Source organism: Phaeobacter sp. JH20_26, from assembly GCF_048056275.1.
In the GTDB taxonomy this organism is placed as follows: Bacteria; Pseudomonadota; Alphaproteobacteria; order Rhodobacterales; family Rhodobacteraceae; genus Phaeobacter; species Phaeobacter bryozoorum.
The window spans coordinates 57,213-73,336 of the sequence record NZ_JAYMWL010000005.1; the positions used below are offsets into that span (position 1 = coordinate 57,213).

The 16,124-nt window shown below is 62.8% G+C and carries 12 protein-coding genes; 4 read left to right on the forward strand and 8 right to left on the reverse strand.

Annotated elements, in window-relative coordinates; all coding sequences use genetic code 11:
- Positions 1–19 precede the first annotated feature (19 nt).
- The 4 genes from VWY60_RS02020 to VWY60_RS02035 are packed head-to-tail and all read right to left on the reverse strand — an operon-like array spanning position 20 to position 6,917.
- Complete coding sequence (locus VWY60_RS02020) at positions 20–2,080, reverse strand: hypothetical protein (RefSeq protein ID WP_416540842.1); 2,061 nt, start codon at positions 2,078–2,080, stop codon at positions 20–22.
- Between the two features lie 15 nt (positions 2,081–2,095).
- Positions 2,096–4,990, reverse strand: a complete 2,895-nt coding sequence (locus VWY60_RS02025; protein WP_416540843.1) for a DUF4159 domain-containing protein — start codon at positions 4,988–4,990, stop codon at positions 2,096–2,098.
- On the reverse strand, positions 4,987–5,913 hold the full coding sequence (locus VWY60_RS02030) for a DUF58 domain-containing protein (protein ID WP_416540844.1): 927 nt from the start codon (positions 5,911–5,913) through the stop codon (positions 4,987–4,989). Before VWY60_RS02030 ends, VWY60_RS02025 begins: the two co-directional genes overlap by 4 nt.
- A complete protein-coding gene (locus VWY60_RS02035; RefSeq protein ID WP_416540845.1) occupies positions 5,910–6,917 on the reverse strand; it encodes an AAA family ATPase in 1,008 nt (335 codons plus the stop codon). Before VWY60_RS02035 ends, VWY60_RS02030 begins: the two co-directional genes overlap by 4 nt.
- Before the next feature lie 64 nt (positions 6,918–6,981).
- On the opposite strand from VWY60_RS02035, the gene VWY60_RS02040 reads away from it, so the two are divergent.
- The 3 genes from VWY60_RS02040 (at position 6,982) to VWY60_RS02050 (ending at position 9,076) form a co-directional block, all read left to right on the forward strand.
- The gene (locus VWY60_RS02040) at positions 6,982–7,599 is read left to right on the forward strand and encodes a DUF1285 domain-containing protein (protein WP_416534564.1); all 618 of its coding nucleotides are present in this window, start codon (positions 6,982–6,984) and stop codon (positions 7,597–7,599) included.
- Positions 7,600–7,877: 278 nt separating this feature from the next.
- Positions 7,878–8,630: a hydroxypyruvate isomerase family protein gene (locus VWY60_RS02045; protein ID WP_340546410.1), complete on the forward strand. Its 753-nt coding sequence runs from the start codon at positions 7,878–7,880 to the stop codon at positions 8,628–8,630.
- 173 nt (positions 8,631–8,803) lie between these two features.
- Positions 8,804–9,076: a DUF2798 domain-containing protein gene (locus VWY60_RS02050; RefSeq protein WP_340546411.1), complete on the forward strand. Its 273-nt coding sequence runs from the start codon at positions 8,804–8,806 to the stop codon at positions 9,074–9,076.
- Between the two features lie 203 nt (positions 9,077–9,279).
- Here the strand turns inward: VWY60_RS02050 and polA are convergent, their stop codons facing one another.
- The 3 genes from polA to VWY60_RS02065 form a co-directional block, all read right to left on the reverse strand.
- Positions 9,280–12,093, reverse strand: a complete 2,814-nt coding sequence (gene polA, locus VWY60_RS02055) for a DNA polymerase I (RefSeq protein WP_416540846.1) — start codon at positions 12,091–12,093, stop codon at positions 9,280–9,282.
- 97 nt (positions 12,094–12,190) lie between these two features.
- Positions 12,191–14,242, reverse strand: coding sequence for an EAL domain-containing protein (locus VWY60_RS02060; protein WP_416540847.1), 2,052 nt, complete (start codon positions 14,240–14,242; stop codon positions 12,191–12,193).
- A gap of 209 nt (positions 14,243–14,451) precedes the next feature.
- Positions 14,452–14,634, reverse strand: a complete 183-nt coding sequence (locus VWY60_RS02065; RefSeq protein ID WP_340546414.1) for a zinc-finger domain-containing protein — start codon at positions 14,632–14,634, stop codon at positions 14,452–14,454.
- A gap of 71 nt (positions 14,635–14,705) precedes the next feature.
- Between VWY60_RS02065 and VWY60_RS02070 the strand changes: the two genes are divergently transcribed.
- Entirely contained in the window at positions 14,706–15,638 is a 933-nt protein-coding gene (locus VWY60_RS02070; protein ID WP_416538274.1) for an ATP-binding cassette domain-containing protein, read from the forward strand.
- A gap of 88 nt (positions 15,639–15,726) precedes the next feature.
- Here the strand turns inward: VWY60_RS02070 and VWY60_RS02075 are convergent, their stop codons facing one another.
- Positions 15,727–16,104 (reverse strand): hypothetical protein, encoded by a 378-nt coding sequence (locus VWY60_RS02075; protein ID WP_416540848.1) that lies wholly within the window; start codon positions 16,102–16,104, stop codon positions 15,727–15,729.
- Positions 16,105–16,124 lie beyond the last annotated feature (20 nt).

A 16,124-nucleotide genomic window follows, 5' to 3' on the forward strand; every position in this document is an offset into this window, starting at 1 on the left:
ACCACGCAAAGGCTGATGGTCACCGCCGCCCTTCGCGCAGCCAGCCTGCGAGAATCGCCGCGCTGGCCAGCAGCAGCACCAGCCAAGCGGGAAGCAGCGGCGTCTGGTTGACCGAGACGGTGCGATAGGCGTCGCGCGGGGTCAGTCCGATCCAGCCACGTCCAGCGGCAACGCGTCCCTCGCGCACATCGCGCAGGCTCGGGATACCGTCGTGCAGCGCGCGCACGCCGCCACGGGTCTGGGCCACGGCGGCGGCCATGATATCGCCGGTTGCAATGGTCTGTTCAAATTCACGCGGCGCCGCAGGGCCGAGGCCGATGACGGTGGACTGGCTGCCTTCTTCCAGTCGGTAAAGACCGGGTTCCGGCCCCTCGTAGCGGCCTTCCCAGCGGCCGGGCGCGGTTTGGGTCATCGTGACGGTGACTGTGCTGCCATCGGGGTTTGTGACAGTGACATCGCCGACATCTTCGCCCAAGCTGCGGCGCTGGATGCGCATACGCTGTCCGGTTGCCTCGGCTGACAGGACGTCCTCTTCCAGCTCGGGTTCTTTCATCATCCAATGGGCAAGGCGCCGCAGCAGCTCAAGCTGCGGGCCGCCGCCTTCGTATCCCCGGCTCCAGAGCCAGGCATGATCGGAGGCCAGCAGCGCCACGCGCCCCTCGCCGACCCGGTTCAGAACCAGCAGCGGGCGGTCATCCAGGCCGCTCATCAGGACATTGCCCTGGGGGACGTCGACTTCGATCTGCCGCAGCCAGCGGCCCCAGTCGGACGCGCCGGTGAGATCGGCGGTAACCGGGTGGCGCTGGCCCAGATCGGTGATTTCCGGGCGATAGGCGCGCTCCAGCACCCGCGCCGAGGGGCTGGCAGGCAGGATGCTGGCCAGCGGAGAACGATAGATGCTGTCGGCGCTGGCAAAATCCGGCCCCGCCGCCACCAGAACCGCGCCGCCGCGTTCAACATAATCGGCCACATTGTCGAGGTAGATCGCCGGCAGGATGCCGCGCCGTTTGTAGCGATCAAAGATGATCAGATCGAAATCATTGATCTTTTCCAGAAACAGCTCCCGCGTTGGAAAGGCAATCAGCGACAGCTCATCGACCGGTACCCCGTCCTGTTTTTCCGGTGGGCGCAGAATGGTGAAATGCACCAGATCCACCGCGCTGTCGGATTTCAGCAGATTGCGCCAGGTGCGCCCGCCCGGATGCGGCTCGCCCGAGACCAGCAGCACGCGCAACCGATCGCGCACCCCGTTGATCTGGACCAGCGCGGCGTTGTTGCGATCGGTCAGCTCGCCCTCGGCGGTGGGGACGGTGAACTGGATCACGTTGCGCCCCCCATGTGGCAGGGTCAGTGGCAGGTCGAAATCGACACCGACAGGCAGGTTGAAGCGCTGCGGTTCGGCGCCGCCGATGGAAATCGCCAGCTCTGCCAGATTGCCGGTTGCGGGGGCCTCGCCCTGATCCTCGATCCTGAGGGTCAGGGTCACGGGTTCACCGATGATGGCAAAGCTGGGGGCGTTCTTGACGATCAGCCGCCGGTCCCAATCGCTGGGGCGACCGGTCAGCAGCAGATGCAGCGGGGCAGGCAGGGCCGGGGTCTGCGCAATGTCATGGATCTGGCCATCGCTGAGCGCGATCATCCCGGCAACCCGACCGCGCGGCACATTGGCAAGCGCCTCGGCCAGTGCGCCCATCAGCAGGGTGCCACTGTTGTCGCTGCTGCCATCACGCGGCGGGACGCTGTCGACGGCAATCCAGCGAACCTCGGTGTTCGGGCGCTGACTGAGGGCGGTCTCCAATGCGGCACGGGCGGCCCCTGTCTGGTCGGGGCGGTCGGACAGGGCCTGGCTGGCGGTCTTATCCTCAAGCACCAGAACGATGTCACTGAGCGCGGCGCGGTCTTCGATCTGGTACACCGGGCCGCTGAGGGCCGCGATCAGCACCAGAGCGGCGAGCGCACGCATCGGCCATCCCGCAAGGCGTTTCCAGACCGCCAGAGCCAGCACCGCAACCGACAGCGCCGCAAGCAGGCCGATCAGCGGCCAGGGGACCAGTGGGTCAAAGAGGATGGTCTGTGTCATCTGTCCAGCCTCATGTCATTGCCCCAGCCGATCGAGCAGGGCGGGGACATGCACCTGATCGGATTTGTAGTTGCCAGTGAGTACATGCATGACCAGATTGACCCCAAAGCGGTAGGCCAATTCGCGCTGACGCTCGCCGGTATAGCCGCGCCCCACTGGCAGCAGAGGGCGGCCGTTGTCATCCACGGCCCAGGCGGAAGCCCAGTCGTTGCCGCCGATGACAACCGGTGTGACACCATCATTTAGGTTGCGGAAGGGGATGCCTTCCACCTGCTGGGCATCGGCGGGTGCGGCTTCGACCCAGAGCGTGCCGCGGCTGTGGCGTCCGGGGAAATCCTGTAGCAGATAGAAGGCGCGGGTCAGCACATGGTCTGCGGGCAGCGGTTCGAGTGGCGGCACGTCCAGCCGCAGGGCCAGTTGTTGCAGGCGCCGCCCTGCCGGGCTGCTGGCTCCGGCGCGGGTCAGGTCGGCGTCGCGGGTGTCAAAGAGGATCATCCCGCCGGTGCGCAGATAGGTGTTGAGCCGGTCGTAGGCCGCACCCGAGGGCAGCGGCTGATTGGCGGTCACCGGCCAGTAGAGCAGCGGGTAGAACGCCAGCTCGTCGCGCTCCAGATCAACGCCGGCGGGGGGAGAGGGTTCAACCGATGTGCGGAACCGCAATGTGTTGGACAGCCCTTGCAAGCCGTCGCGCGCCAGCTGGTCAATCTGCGGGTTGCCGGTCAGCACATGGGCCAGCGTCAGCTCGGCCGCGCGGTCTGCGGCGAGGGCGTCTGCTGCGGGATCGGATGCGTCGGACCGGGCCGCGCTGTCGGTTTGCTCGATCACCAAGGCGTTGCCCTGGGCGTGGCTGCGCAGGTCGCTGCCGGAGCCGGTGGCCCAGATACAGGTGGCGAGGACCAGGGCCGATGCGAGGTTTTGCGCCTTGGGTGCGGTCGGTCGTGTCCGACGCATCAGTAATCCCGACAGCAGCAGCGCGGCGATCACGTCGAGCGCCAGCAGCAGCAGGGAGAGGCTGATCAGGATGCCGCCAAGCGGGCGCTCCGGCGTGCCACCATAGCCAAGGATTGGCAGCCCGACGGGCCAGCCAATTGGCGTCAGCTGATCCTCGGCCCGCATGACATTGCGGGCAATCCGCCGATCTCCGTTCTGGTACAGCCCGGGTTGCAGGCCGGGGCCGGTCAGGGCGGCAACCAGATCAGGCCCTGCGACACCGGGCAGGGCATCGGCATCCGAAAGGTCACCAAAGCCATCGAGCACCTGAAGCGGCGCCCATGTGGTGCCCTCCAGATCCGTAGCCTCGGCCGGTTTGGCACCGGAGGAAACCGCCAGCCGCTCCATCATCTGCACAAATAGGCCCGAGAGCGGCAAGGTGCTCCATTCCGCATTGGCGGTGACATGGAAGAGCACGATCTGACCATTGCCGAGCGGTTTGCGTGTCACCAGCGGCGTCCCATCGGAGAGTTCCGCAATCACCCGCTCCGCAAGGCTGGGATCGGGTTGTGCGACCACCTGTGAACTGACGGTGACGTCCTCGGGGATGGTCAGCCCGAAGAAAGGAGAGCCTTCGGCAAAGGTGGCCAGCGTCTTGGGCTCGCCCCAGCTCATGGCGCCGCCAATGCTGCGGCCTCCGATCCGCAGGCGCACGGGCAGCAGCGGCTCTTCGTCGGTGCGGGCGGTATCGCTGGCGGCCAGCCGGGGACCGGCAAACCGCAGGAGCAATCCGCCTTCGTTGACCCAGTCCACCACCGCTGCCTCCTGATCGGGGGGCAGACGTGCGGTATCGGCCAGGACGATCACATCCGGGTTGGCAGGCAAGAGATCGTTCAGCCCGCCTTCCAGCAGGTCTGCGTTTGGCGCCAGCGCCTTGCGCAGATAGTGCAGGGGCGACAGCAGGGCGAGGCCTTCGTTGCCGCTCTGGCTGGAGATCAGCGCCACCTCGCGGCGGCGCAGACCGTCATCGGTAAGCGATATAGCCCCTGCGCTGCGGTGACCCTGCAGTTCGAAGAGCCGGATACGTGCGCGCAGCTCAGCGGGCAGGGACAGGCGGGCGGTGGCCTCAAGCCCGTTGGCGGCAGCGGTATCTGTATCGGCAAAATCCACCGTCGCCGCGCCCAGAGTCCGCATGGTGCCGCCCGGATCCGGCCCACGGGCAAGCACGGTGACGGTCTGGTCACTGCCGGGGGTGATCTGGGTGTGGTTGCGAGTGACCGTGATTTCCATCGCGCCGTCGACATAGACCACCGGACGCAGGGCCAGCCTTGGGGTGGGATGTTGATAGACGGTCAACTCGCCGCGCTGGCGCAGCGTCGCCATCAACGCATCGCGACCCGGATAGTCCAGGCCGTCACTGAACCACAGGCTGTCAAAGCCCCCGTCAACTGCTGCTATCTGCGCCTGTGCCGTCGTGAGCTGGTCTTGCGAGGGTTGCCAGGCCTGTGGCGTTTCGCCGATCAGCTGTCGGCGCCAGCTGACTGCGCTTTGGAATTGCGGGGGCTGCGGTGCGGTGAGCCGCAGCACGGCTACTGGCCGATCGGCACGTCCAGCCTCGGCCAGGAGGCGGTCGATCTCCTCGCGGGTGCGCTCCCATTCCGGGGCGCCGGCCCAGCTGCCATCAAGCACCACCAGCAGCGGGCCGCGGCCCGAGGGTGCGGTGCTTGGGTTGAGCACAGGCCTGGCCAGACCAACGATGGCCGCTGCCACCGCCATCAGCCGCAGTAAGAGCAGCCACCAGGGGGTCCGATCCGAAAGACTGTCATCGTCGCGCAACCCCAGCAGCAGTGTGACCGCCGGAAACAGGCGCTTGCGCGGGGCAGGCGGGACTGCCCGCAGAAGCAGCCAGAGCAACGGCAGTGCCAGGAGTGCCAGAAGCAACCAGGGGGCCGTGAAGCCGATGCCCGCAATCGTTGTCATGTGCCGGATCTTTCCATGGCATGGTACAGCCACATCAGGGCCGCCTGTGCGCTGTCGCCGGTGTGATGGGTGCCGAGGCGCCAGCCTGCCACGCGGCAGAGGTGTTCCAACGCGTCGCGCCGTTCGGCCAAGCGATCAAGGTAGCGTTGCCTAAGCGCGCCTGCCTTCAGGGTTTCGTGCCGCAGACCGCCGCCGATGCTTTCGAATATCGTGCGCCCGTCAAAGGGGAACTCCTCCTCTGCCGGATCAAGCACCTGCATCAGCACGCCGTGCACGCCGCGATCCGCGGCCTTGGCCAGCGCCTGTTCCAGTGGCGCGAAGGGTCCCAGAAAATCCGACAGGAACAGAACCCGCGCGTTGGGTTGCATGGCGCGATCTTCCGGCGGGGCATAATCCGTGGCGTCGTCCCTGCTCAGATACTCGGCCAGTCGCAGGATCTGGGCATTGCCGCGCCGGGGTGGCAGATGCCCACCGGTCAGGCCGACCCGTTCGCCGCCACGTAGCATCATCACCGACGTCGCCAGCCCCAATAGCCGCGCCCGGTCAATTTTCTGCGGCAGGGCATTGCCGGAGGCAAAGCGCATCGACGCCCCCTGATCGACCCAGAGATGCACCGTCTGCGCAATCTGCCATTCCCGCTCGCGTACGAATTGCTGGTCGCCCTTGGCCGAGCGCCGGTGGTCGATCATGCGGCGGCTGTCACCGGCCTGAACCGGGCGATATTGCCAGAAATCATCGCCCAGCCCCGCACGGCGGCGACCGTGTTCGCCAATCAGCACAGATCCGGCCAGTTGTTGCGCCTGCACCAGGAGCGGCGGAAATCGGCTGGCGGCACTTTCGGCGCGGTGGCGTAGATCCGCCGCTGCCGGCTGGAGCGCGCTACCGGTCGGCTGGGCCGGCTGAAGGGCGCGCGGCTGTGTCACGCGGCGACACCGGGCCGGGCCATCGCCTCGGCTGTGCTTGTGATAAGAGCGCTGAGGTTCTCGCCACGGGCACGCGCGGCGAAGTTCAGCGCCATCCGGTGGCTGAGTACGGGCTGGGCCATATCAAGCACGTCGTCGGCATTGGGAGCGAGGCGCCCCTCAAGCAGGGCGCGGGCGCGCACCGCCAGCATCAGCGCCTGAGCGGCCCGTGGTCCGGGCCCCCAGGCAACGGTTTGCTGCACCTGTTCGGAGGCCGCCGGATCATCCGGGCGGAAGGCGCGCACGAGATCGAGAATCAGTTCGACCACGCCGTCACCGACGGGCATCCGGCGCAGCAGGGTCTGCGCGGCCATAAGTTCATCGGCGGTGAAGACCTGATAGGCGCTGCCTTCCTCAACCCCGGTTGTGGCCAGCAGGATATCGCGTTCGGTCTGCCGCGTCGGATAGGGGACATCAATCTGGAACAGGAAACGGTCCAGCTGGGCTTCGGGCAGCGGATAGGTGCCCTCCTGTTCGATGGGGTTCTGGGTGGCCAGCACGTGGAAGGGCATCCCCAGCGGTCGGTCGGCGCCCGCCACGGTCACCATACGCTCCTGCATCGCCTGCAGCAGTGCCGATTGTGTTCGTGGGCTGGCGCGGTTGATCTCATCGGCCATCAGCAGCTGGCAGAACACCGGCCCCGGCACAAAGCGAAAGGCGCGGCTGCCGTCGCTGGCGGTGTCCAGGACCTCGGAGCCCAGGATATCGGCAGGCATCAGGTCCGGGGTGAACTGTACCCGGTTGCCGGCCAGCCCCATAACGGTGGACAGGGTTTCGACCAGCCGGGTCTTGCCCAGCCCGGGCAGCCCGACTAACAGCCCATGACCACCGCACAGCAGCGTGCTCAGAGTGAGATCAACCACTCTTTCCTGACCGATAAAGCGCCGGGTGATAGAGGATCTGGCCTGTGTCAGCTTGTCTTCAAGCGCTTCAATCTCGGCCAGCAGATCGTCGGGTTCGGACATGACTTTCCCTTCACGGCGAATATATAGTGTTACTGTATCGCGTTGAGAGAAAATGGCAAAAGCAATGAGCGGACAAAATCCCGTGACTTCCGGCAGCAAATCCCCTGAAACAGGATCAGAACCGCCCAGTGCCGAGGGGCTGGCGGCCGCTGCCAAGACGGCGAGCAAAGGCGGGTTGCCGCCGGTACATCTGTGGAATCCGCCGTTTTGCGGCGATCTGGACATGCGGATCGCCCGTGATGGCACCTGGTTCTACCTTGGCACGCCGATTGGCCGGTTTGAACTGGTGAAGCTGTTTTCCTCCATTCTGAAGTTGGAAGACGGCAAATACTTTCTGGTGACCCCGGTCGAGAAAGTGGGCATCACGGTCGAGGATGCGCCTTTCGTTGCGGTGGATTTCGAGGTCGAGGGCGACGGCGCCGCGCAGATTCTGCGGTTCGAGACACATGTCGGCGACAGGGTCGAAGCCGGGCCTGCGCATAAGATTCGTGTGGTAAGAGACGATGCAACCGGCGAGCCCTCGCCCTATGTGATGGTGCGTGCCGGGCTGGAGGCCTTGATTGATCGCAAGAGCTTTTATCGGCTGGTCGAGCTGGGATGCCACCGGGACGGCTGGTTCGGGCTGTGGTCGGGCGGCGAGTTTTTTGGGATGATCCCGTCGGCTGATTTGCCGGAGGGCTGACCACGCCGCATCCGACCCGGCGCTCGTCGGCAGGGGTTTGCCGGTGGCAAAGGGCAGCGGCAGGAAGTCGCTGACCCGCTTGAGTATATTGTTAAATTACCGAAAATTCTTGTGAAAACCCGCTCAAAATCGGCGGAGATATGGGGCAGATTGGGGGCGTGCAAAAACGGGTCGATCAATGGCGCAACCGGCGGGGGCCGGGACGAGCCTTTGGTGACTTTTGCCCGGAGCATGTCTGTTTGGCCGCCAATCGGGGGTGGCTCCAAAGGAGGTTTTCGATGCCGAAGTTTGCGGCCAATATTTCATTGCTGTTTGCCGAATTGCCCTATCTGGATCGTTTTCCGGCGGCGGCGCGGGCCGGATTTGAGGCGGTGGAAATCCTGTTTCCCTATGAGCTGGCTGCGAAGGAAACCCAGCGCGCCCTGCTGGCCAATGGTCTGGAACTGCTGCTGATCAATGCGCCGCCGCCAAATTATACCGGCGGGATGCCGGGCTATGCCGCGCTGCCGATGGGGTCGGATCGCTTTCAGCGCGATATTCGGCGGGTGCTGCGCTATGCGGAGGTGTTGCGGCCCGGAATGATCCACATCATGGCCGGCTACGCAAAAGGGGATGTCGCCAAGGAAACGCTGATCCGCAATCTGCAATGGGCGGCCGACTATGCGCCGGGCCAGCAGTTCACCATCGAGCCGCTGAACAGCGGTGATCAGCCGGGGTATTTTCTGGATGACTACAATCTCGCCGTAGAGGTGCTGGAGGCGGTGGATCGCAAGAACGTGGGACTGCAATACGACGCCTACCATGCGCAGTTGATCCACGGCGATGCGGTGAAGGTCTGGGAAGCCTTTGGTAACCGGGCTGTCCATGTACAGATCGGTGCGGCGCCGGGGCGTTGCGAACCGGGAACCGGGCCGGTCGATTTCGAGCAGCTGTTCGCGGCCATCGACGAGAGCGGCTATGGTGGTTGGGTCAGCGCGGAATACACCCCCAGTACCAAGCGGACAGAGGACAGTCTGGCCTGGATGGGGTGAGAGCGGGCCGAACCCGTGAGGGGGGGGCTGGCGGACCCTGAGGCTTGGCAGGTGTGGAGGGAGGGCTGCGGCCTCTGCGGCCAAACGTCCAGCGGGACAGAAATACATATTCGTGAATTGAAATGTGACTGAGCGCGGGGCATAAGGCAGTAAGTCGTGATCTGGAGACCTCCATGCTGCCTGCGCGTTTTGCCCCCATCCTATTTGGTCTGATCCTGTCGGGTATCATGTCCTGTATCGTCACCGGGGTGGCCACGCTGAAGGCGGTGGGCCTGAGTTCCGAAGCGCCGGGACTGTGGATGGCTGCCTGGAGTTTTGGCTGGCCGGTGGCCTTTGGCGTGGTGCTGGTTGTTGCACCCGCCGTGCGCCGCATGGTGGCATGGATGGTGAAGCCGCCGCAGGAAGCCAGCAAGGGTACGGTTTCCTCTCCCCGGCAGGATCGCTGAGCGAAGCCCCTCCGGCGATGTCCTGACCGAGCAAGCGCCCCCGCCCGTCATCACAGCATCATGGATGCTATTCTTCCCGTTGGGCCGGGCGCCATGCCTAAGGCATGGCGTGCCGCTGAAATGCGAGGCGGGCGTCCGATCCGATCCGCTTCGGTCAGGTTTTGAAAGCGGCCAGGATCTTTGGCATCAAGCCTCGGCCAAAGCTAGTGAGCTTCGGCCCAGTTCCGCCCTTTGCCTGCGTCCACTACCAGCTTCACGTCGAGATGCACGGCCGGATCTGCGGCGGTTTCCATCACCCTGCGCGCGGTTTCGATGGTGTCGTCTACAGCGGCCTCGGGCACTTCGAACAGCAATTCGTCATGCACCTGTAGCAGCATCCGCGCGGGCAGATGGGCGATTGCGGCGGGCATACGGATCATGGCGCGGCGGATCACATCCGCAGCCGTGCCCTGTATCGGTGCATTGATCGCTGCGCGTTTGGCAAAACCTGCACGTGGTCCCTTGGCGGAGATTTCCGGAGTATGGATCTTGCGCCCGAACAGGGTCTGGACATGGCCGTGTTCCTTGGCAAAGGCGACGGTGTCATCCATGTAGCGGCGAATGCCGGGGAACCGCTCGAAATAGCGATCAATGAAGCCCTGCGCCTCGGCGCGCGGGATGCGCAGATTGCGGGCCAGACCAAAGCCGGAGATCCCGTAAATCACGCCAAAGTTGATAGCTTTGGCCTGACGGCGGATTTCGGGGGTCATTTCATCCAGCGGCACGTTGAACATCTCGGACGCGGTGAGCGCATGGATGTCCTGACCTTCTGCAAAGGCCTGCTTCAGCGTATCGATCCCGGCGACATGGGCCAGGATGCGCAATTCGATCTGGCTGTAGTCAAGCGACAGCAGGACATTGCCATCCTCGGGCACGAAGGCTTCGCGGATGCGGCGCCCTTCCTCGGACCGGACCGGGATATTCTGGAGGTTGGGATCGGTTGAGGCGAGGCGGCCAGTGTTGGCACCGGTCTGCACATAGGAGGTGTGCACGCGCCCGGTTTCCGCATTTATGTGATCCTGAAGCGCGTCGGTATAGGTCGATTTGAGCTTGCTCAGCTGGCGCCAATCCAGCACCAGACCAGGCAGGGCGTGTTCCGTCGCGAGATCCTCCAGGATATCGGCACCGGTGGCATAGGCGCCGGTCTTGCCCTTTTTGCCGCCTTCCAGACCGAGTTTGTCAAACAGGATTTCCCCCAGCTGCTTGGGGGATCCGACGTTGAATTCCTGGCCTGCCAACTGGTGAATTTCCGCCTCCAGCCCGGCCATTTTCTGCGCAAAGGCGTTCGACATGCGGGACAGCGTATCACGATCGACCTTGATGCCTTCGCGCTCCATCCGGGCGAGCACCGGCACCAGCGGGCGTTCCAGCGTTTCATAGACCGTGGTGACCGCTGACCGGTGCAATTGCGGTTTGAACAGCTGCCAGAGGCGCAGGGTGATATCGGCGTCTTCCGCGGCATAGGCGACCGCATCGCCAATGGGCACACGGTCGAAGGTGATCGCGGATTTTCCACTGCCCAGCAGCGGTTTGATCGGGATCGGAGTGTGGTTCAGGTAACGCTCTGACAGCGTGTCCATACCGTGCCCGTGCTGACCTGCGTGCATGGCATAAGACATCAGCATTGTATCGTCGATCGGCGCCACATCAATGCCACGGCGGGCAAAGATCTTGGCGTCATATTTCATGTTCTGGCCGATCTTGAGGATGCTGTCGTCCTCAAGCACCGGTTTCAGCAGATCGAGCGCCTCCTGCAAAGGCATCTGCCCCTCCGCCAGCTCGTCCGAGCCAAACAGATCGTCGCTATTGCCGGATTTATGGGTGAGCGGGATATAGCAGGCGGTCCCCGGCTCCACGCAGAGTGAAATGCCGACCAGATCCACCACCATTTCATCAAAGCCGGTGGTTTCCGTATCAACAGCGACCCAGCCGCGTTCGCGGATCCGGGCAATCCACTTCTTTAACGCCTCGGCATCGCGGACGCATTCATATGACGCGCTGTCAAACGGCAGGTCGGTTACGGTCGGAGCGTCCGTTGCCGCGGTATCTTTGGCCGGGGCGTCCGTGATTGTGGGTGGTTCCTTACCAAGCTGGTCCGCGATGCGTTTGGACAGGGTGCGGAATTCCATTTCGGCGAGGAAGGCCAGCAGGTGATCGGCGTCCGGATCGCGAACCTCTAGGTCATCCAGAGTGAAATCCAGCGTCATGTTGCTGTCCAGCTGAACCAGTCTTTTGGACAGTTCGATCTGCTCGCGATTTTCGATCAGGGTCTGTCGGCGCTTGGGTTGTTTGATCTCTTCGGCGCGATCCAGCAGCTCTTCCAGGGAGCCGTATTCGTTGATCAGCAGTGCGGCGGTCTTGATCCCGATCCCGGGTGCGCCGGGCACATTGTCGACCGAGTCGCCCGCCAGCGCCTGCACGTCCACTACACGGTCCGGGCCAACCCCGAATTTCTCGACAACGCCATCGCTGTCGATCCGCCTGTTTTTCATGGCATCCAGCATTTCAACACCGCCACCGACGAGCTGCATCAGATCCTTGTCGGAGGAAATGATGGTCACGCGGCCACCTGCGTCGCGGGCCTGGCAGGCGAGGGTGGCGATGATGTCATCGGCCTCGAACCCCTCCTGTTCCTTGCAGGCGATGTTGAAGGCTTCGGTCGCGGTGCGGGTCAATGGAATCTGCGGCCGCAGATCCTCGGGCATGGCCTCGCGGTTGGCTTTGTATTGATCATAGAGATCGTTGCGGAAGGTATGCGACCCCTTGTCAAAGATCACCGCAACATGGGTTGGTGCATCGGGACCACCATTGCCCTCAACATAGCGCTGAAGCATGTTGCAGAAACCGGCAACCGCCCCGATTGGCAGGCCGTCGGACTTGCGGGTGAGGGGCGGCAGCGCGTGGTATGCGCGGAAAATGAATGCCGATCCGTCGATCAGGTGCAGATGGCAGCCCTTGCCAAAAGATGCGGTGGTCATGGCCGATGCTCCGGGTGTTGCGCGTTGGCCCCCGTTATCGGTGATCAGCGGAGGGAGAGCAATTGCCCATTCTCGGCCTTTGTGATGTCGGCTGGCGTCAGGCTGTTTTTGCCTGTTTGTTCGCCTCGACGATCAGGCGCATTTCGTCCCGTGCCATTGGTCGGCCAAAGTAAAACCCCTGTACGGAGGCGCATTTCTCGGTGCGCAGGAACTGCAATTCATCCTCTACCTCGACACCCTCGGCCAGGACCGGGATATTGAGCGCAGCGCCCAGGAGCAGGGTGGATCGGACAATTGCCGCCCGTTGATCGTTTTTGTGGACGTCCTGTACGAAGCTGCGGTCGATCTTGATCTTGTCAAAGGGGAAGGTTTGCAGCATCGCGAGCGACGAGTAGCCGGTGCCAAAATCATCCATGGCGATCCGCAGGCCCATGTTTTTCAGCTGTTGCATGACCTTCAGGGTATGGACCTGATCGTCGATAATGCTGGCCTCGGTGATTTCCAGTTCCAGACGTTCAGCAGCAAGGCCGGTTTCCAGCAGGATGTCGGAGACATGTTCGACGAAAGAGGGCTGCATCAGCTGCTGTGGCGCCACGTTGACCGCGATGTTGAATTGCTCGGGCCAACCACTTGCCTCTCGGCAGGCCGTGCGCAGAACCCAAAGGCCGATTTCGCGGATCAACCCGGTTTCCTCGGCGATGGGAATGAAGGTGTCGGGGGGAATGCGGCCTTTTTCCGGGTGGTTCCAGCGCAGGAGAACCTCGAACCCGATGGGAGCGAGAGAGCGCAGATCGTTCTGCAGCTGATAGGCCAGTTCGAACTGATTGCCCGCGATGCAGGCCTGCCGCAGATCGTTGACCAGTTCCAGACGGTCGCGGTTGTGTTTTTCCATCTGCGCATTGAACAGGCATATGTGCCGGTCTGCGTCCGATTTGGCACGATACATGGCCACATCCGACTTGTGCAGCAGATCGCGCAGGTCGCGGCCGTCTTCCAGGCTGGTGGCAACACCGATGGCGACACCGACGATCGCCGATGTGTTGTCAAAATCCACCGGCTCGATGGTCAAGGCGTGCAGCCGCTCAGCAAAGGCCATGGCCTGATCGACCCTGCGAAACCCTTGCTTTAGAGCGACAAATTCGTCGCCGCCGACGCGCGCGATATATTCATCTTTCTCCAGAACGCTATTCAGCCGGTCGGCCACGGTCATCAGAACAGCATCCCCGGCTGCGTGACCATAAAGATCGTTGATTTCCTTAAACAGATTGAGATCAAGGGTCAGCACGGCAACGCGTTCGGTCTCGTCGCGCGCCAGCAAGTCGGTCAGACTGGCCATCTTGCGCGTCAGGGACATCCGGTTGGGCAGTCCGGTCAGGGGATCGTGCAGGGCGGCGTGCTGCAGCTGGTCGCGGGCCTCGCTTTCGACGTTTGTTTCGATGCTGAGCGCCGCAAAGCCGATCACCAGGATGATCGTCATCGTACCCAGAACAAACAGGCCAAGTGTCGCATCCGAGATCACCTCGGGCGGGACGGAATACAGTGGGCTGAGCTGTACGGTGATGGCCGACATGCCGGTGAAGTGCATCGTACAGATCGTCAGCGTCATCAGGGCGACGGCAACAAGCCAATGCCGTCCGGTGTTGAACCGGGTGAGATACTGATAGGTCGCCATTCCGAACACCGTGCCCAGCAGAATGGAGGATATGAGCGGTGTGGTCTGCCAGACGATCTCTCCTGGCAGTAGATAGCCGCTCATCCCGAGATAATGCATGGTCGAGACGCTGAGGCCAAACATCGCGCCGCTGGCCGCAACGCGGTGATTGGTCGAATGTGCAATGGCGTAGACACCGTTTGACATCAGCATACCGACAACGGCTGCACCCAGGGACAGTGCCGTGATCAGCGGATCATATCCGTGGACATATCCGGGATCAAAAGCAAGCATGGCGATGAAATGGGTGGTCCAGACGGTGCCGCCGCTGATCAGGCTGGTCAGCACCAGCTGGACGATTTTGCGATTACCGACGGTCTGACCGAGCCGCTGTGTCATCAGGACGGAAAGACAGGAACCGATGACGCAGACAAGCGCAGCCACGGTCACAAGGCCGAGGCTGTGTTCTTGCGTAATGCATTGAACGACGCTGAACATCACAGTCTCCGGTAGCAGCAGATATACCTTCTATCCTGTGCATCATCATCGTAAAGAATCCGCTACCGCGACCGGATCGACGCCGTCTTGATCACTAAAATTCGCCTCAACCTCGTCGCACTTTTCACGAGCTGGCGCAGGTGTTGGCATAAACGCAAAACGCCGCCCGTTCCGGCGGCGTTTCCAATCTTGTGATTTTTTTCAGGCGGTTACGCCTGGTTCTGTGCTGCATCCTTATGGACAAACTTGCAGTCGCAATAGGGGCATTCGACAAAGCCTTCGGCTTCGGGGATTTGCAGGTAGACCCGCGGATGTCCCAGCGCACCTTCGCTGCCGTCGCAGGCGACGCGGTAGCTGTCCACGATCTTGGTTTCCGGCGCTTCGATGGTCATCTCTGGCGGTCCTCTTGGTTATCGTTTAGGGGCTTTTATGAGCCAAGGGAAAACCGGGGGCAAGAGCCGCGATGACAGAGGACGCAATCCGTATTGAAGGTTTGCAAAAAACCTACAAGGGCCGCAGGGGGCAACCCGCGAAAGCCGCGCTGAAAGGTGTGGATCTGAGCATTCCGCGTGGCTCTGTGTTTGGTCTTCTTGGTCCCAACGGTGCCGGCAAATCCACGATGATCAACATCCTGGCCGGGTTGGTTCTGAAAACCGCAGGCAAGGTCACGATCTGGGGCTTTGACCAGGATGAAAATCCGCGTCAGTCCCGGGCGGCTATCGGGGTGATGCCGCAGGAGCTGAATCTTGATCCGTTTTTCAGTCCACGTGGCGCCTTGGAAGTGCAGGCCGGGCTGTATGGTGTGCCAAAATCCGAGCGGCGCAGCGATGAGATCCTGCGTATGGTCGGGCTTGAGGACAAGGCACATGCCTATGCGCGAACTCTGTCCGGTGGAATGCAGCGGCGGCTGTTGCTGGGCAAGGCGCTGGTGCATCATCCGAATATTCTGGTGCTGGATGAGCCGACAGCAGGTGTGGATATCGAATTGCGCCAGATGCTGTGGGAGAACATCCGCAAGCTGAACGCGCAGGGCATGACAATCATCCTGACGACCCATTACCTCGAAGAGGCCGAGGAAATGTGTGATGAGATCGCAATCATCAACCAGGGCGAGCTGGTTGCCCGCGACACCACCGCCAATCTGCTGGGGCGTCTGGACGCCAAGGCGATGGTGGTGCATCCTGCGGCGGCGGTGACGAAACTGCCAGCCGGTAAGGGGATCACATCGGAGTTGCGCGGCGATGGGGCAGTGATCCTGCGCTATCATGGCAACGCAACCAGCGCCGAGGAGGTGCTCTCAGCGGTACGCGCCGCAGGGATCTCCATCCGTGATGTGAAGACCGAGGAGGCGGATCTGGAAGACGTGTTCCTGGCGCTGACGACGTCGCGCAGCTGAGACGCGTATTAAAGCAGTCGCGCTGTTGGCTGCAGGCAACGGGGCTCGTGTTAGAGACGATAAGTTAGCCCAGCCCGGCGTGACGCGGTTATTGCCTTTCGACGCAGTGGCGGCGAAAGGCGCGTTTCAGCATGTCAAGTTCGGCGCGCAAAAGCTCGACCTCGACTCGCAGGTCATCGCCCGTGAGTTCACCGCAGATCAGGGTGAAATCGCCGAGTTTGACATCGCTCTTGAGGTCGTAGATCACAAAACTCTGCACCCCGTCGGCGATCGCTTCGGTTGGGATCGGGATTGTCAGCGACCATTCGCCTGCGGTGTCGCTTTCGGTCAGGGCAACATCGCGAACCGGGCGATCCAGGTGCCGGACCTCAATCAGCGGGGCGGAGGCGCTGTGACCGGACCCCGTGATCCGGCCTTCCCAGAGCCCCTCGCGAAAACGAATTTTGGTCAATGTCAGTTGGCTCATGTCCGGCCTTTCGAATGTGG

Excerpts from the sequence above, each read along its gene's own strand:
- VWY60_RS02020 (WP_416540842.1), bottom strand. The coding sequence starts at position 2,080 with ATGACACAGACCATCCTCTTTGACCCACTGGTCCCCTGGCCGCTGATC.
- VWY60_RS02025 (WP_416540843.1), bottom strand. The coding sequence starts at position 4,990 with ATGACAACGATTGCGGGCATCGGCTTCACGGCCCCCTGGTTGCTTCTG.
- VWY60_RS02035 (WP_416540845.1), bottom strand. The coding sequence starts at position 6,917 with ATGTCCGAACCCGACGATCTGCTGGCCGAGATTGAAGCGCTTGAAGAC.
- VWY60_RS02040 (WP_416534564.1), top strand. The coding sequence starts at position 6,982 with ATGAGCGGACAAAATCCCGTGACTTCCGGCAGCAAATCCCCTGAAACA.
- VWY60_RS02045 (WP_340546410.1), top strand. The coding sequence starts at position 7,878 with ATGCCGAAGTTTGCGGCCAATATTTCATTGCTGTTTGCCGAATTGCCC.
- VWY60_RS02050 (WP_340546411.1), top strand. The coding sequence starts at position 8,804 with ATGCTGCCTGCGCGTTTTGCCCCCATCCTATTTGGTCTGATCCTGTCG.
- polA (WP_416540846.1), bottom strand. The coding sequence starts at position 12,093 with ATGACCACCGCATCTTTTGGCAAGGGCTGCCATCTGCACCTGATCGAC.
- VWY60_RS02060 (WP_416540847.1), bottom strand. The coding sequence starts at position 14,242 with ATGTTCAGCGTCGTTCAATGCATTACGCAAGAACACAGCCTCGGCCTT.
- VWY60_RS02065 (WP_340546414.1), bottom strand. The coding sequence starts at position 14,634 with ATGACCATCGAAGCGCCGGAAACCAAGATCGTGGACAGCTACCGCGTC.
- VWY60_RS02070 (WP_416538274.1), top strand. The coding sequence starts at position 14,706 with ATGACAGAGGACGCAATCCGTATTGAAGGTTTGCAAAAAACCTACAAG.
- VWY60_RS02075 (WP_416540848.1), bottom strand. The coding sequence starts at position 16,104 with ATGAGCCAACTGACATTGACCAAAATTCGTTTTCGCGAGGGGCTCTGG.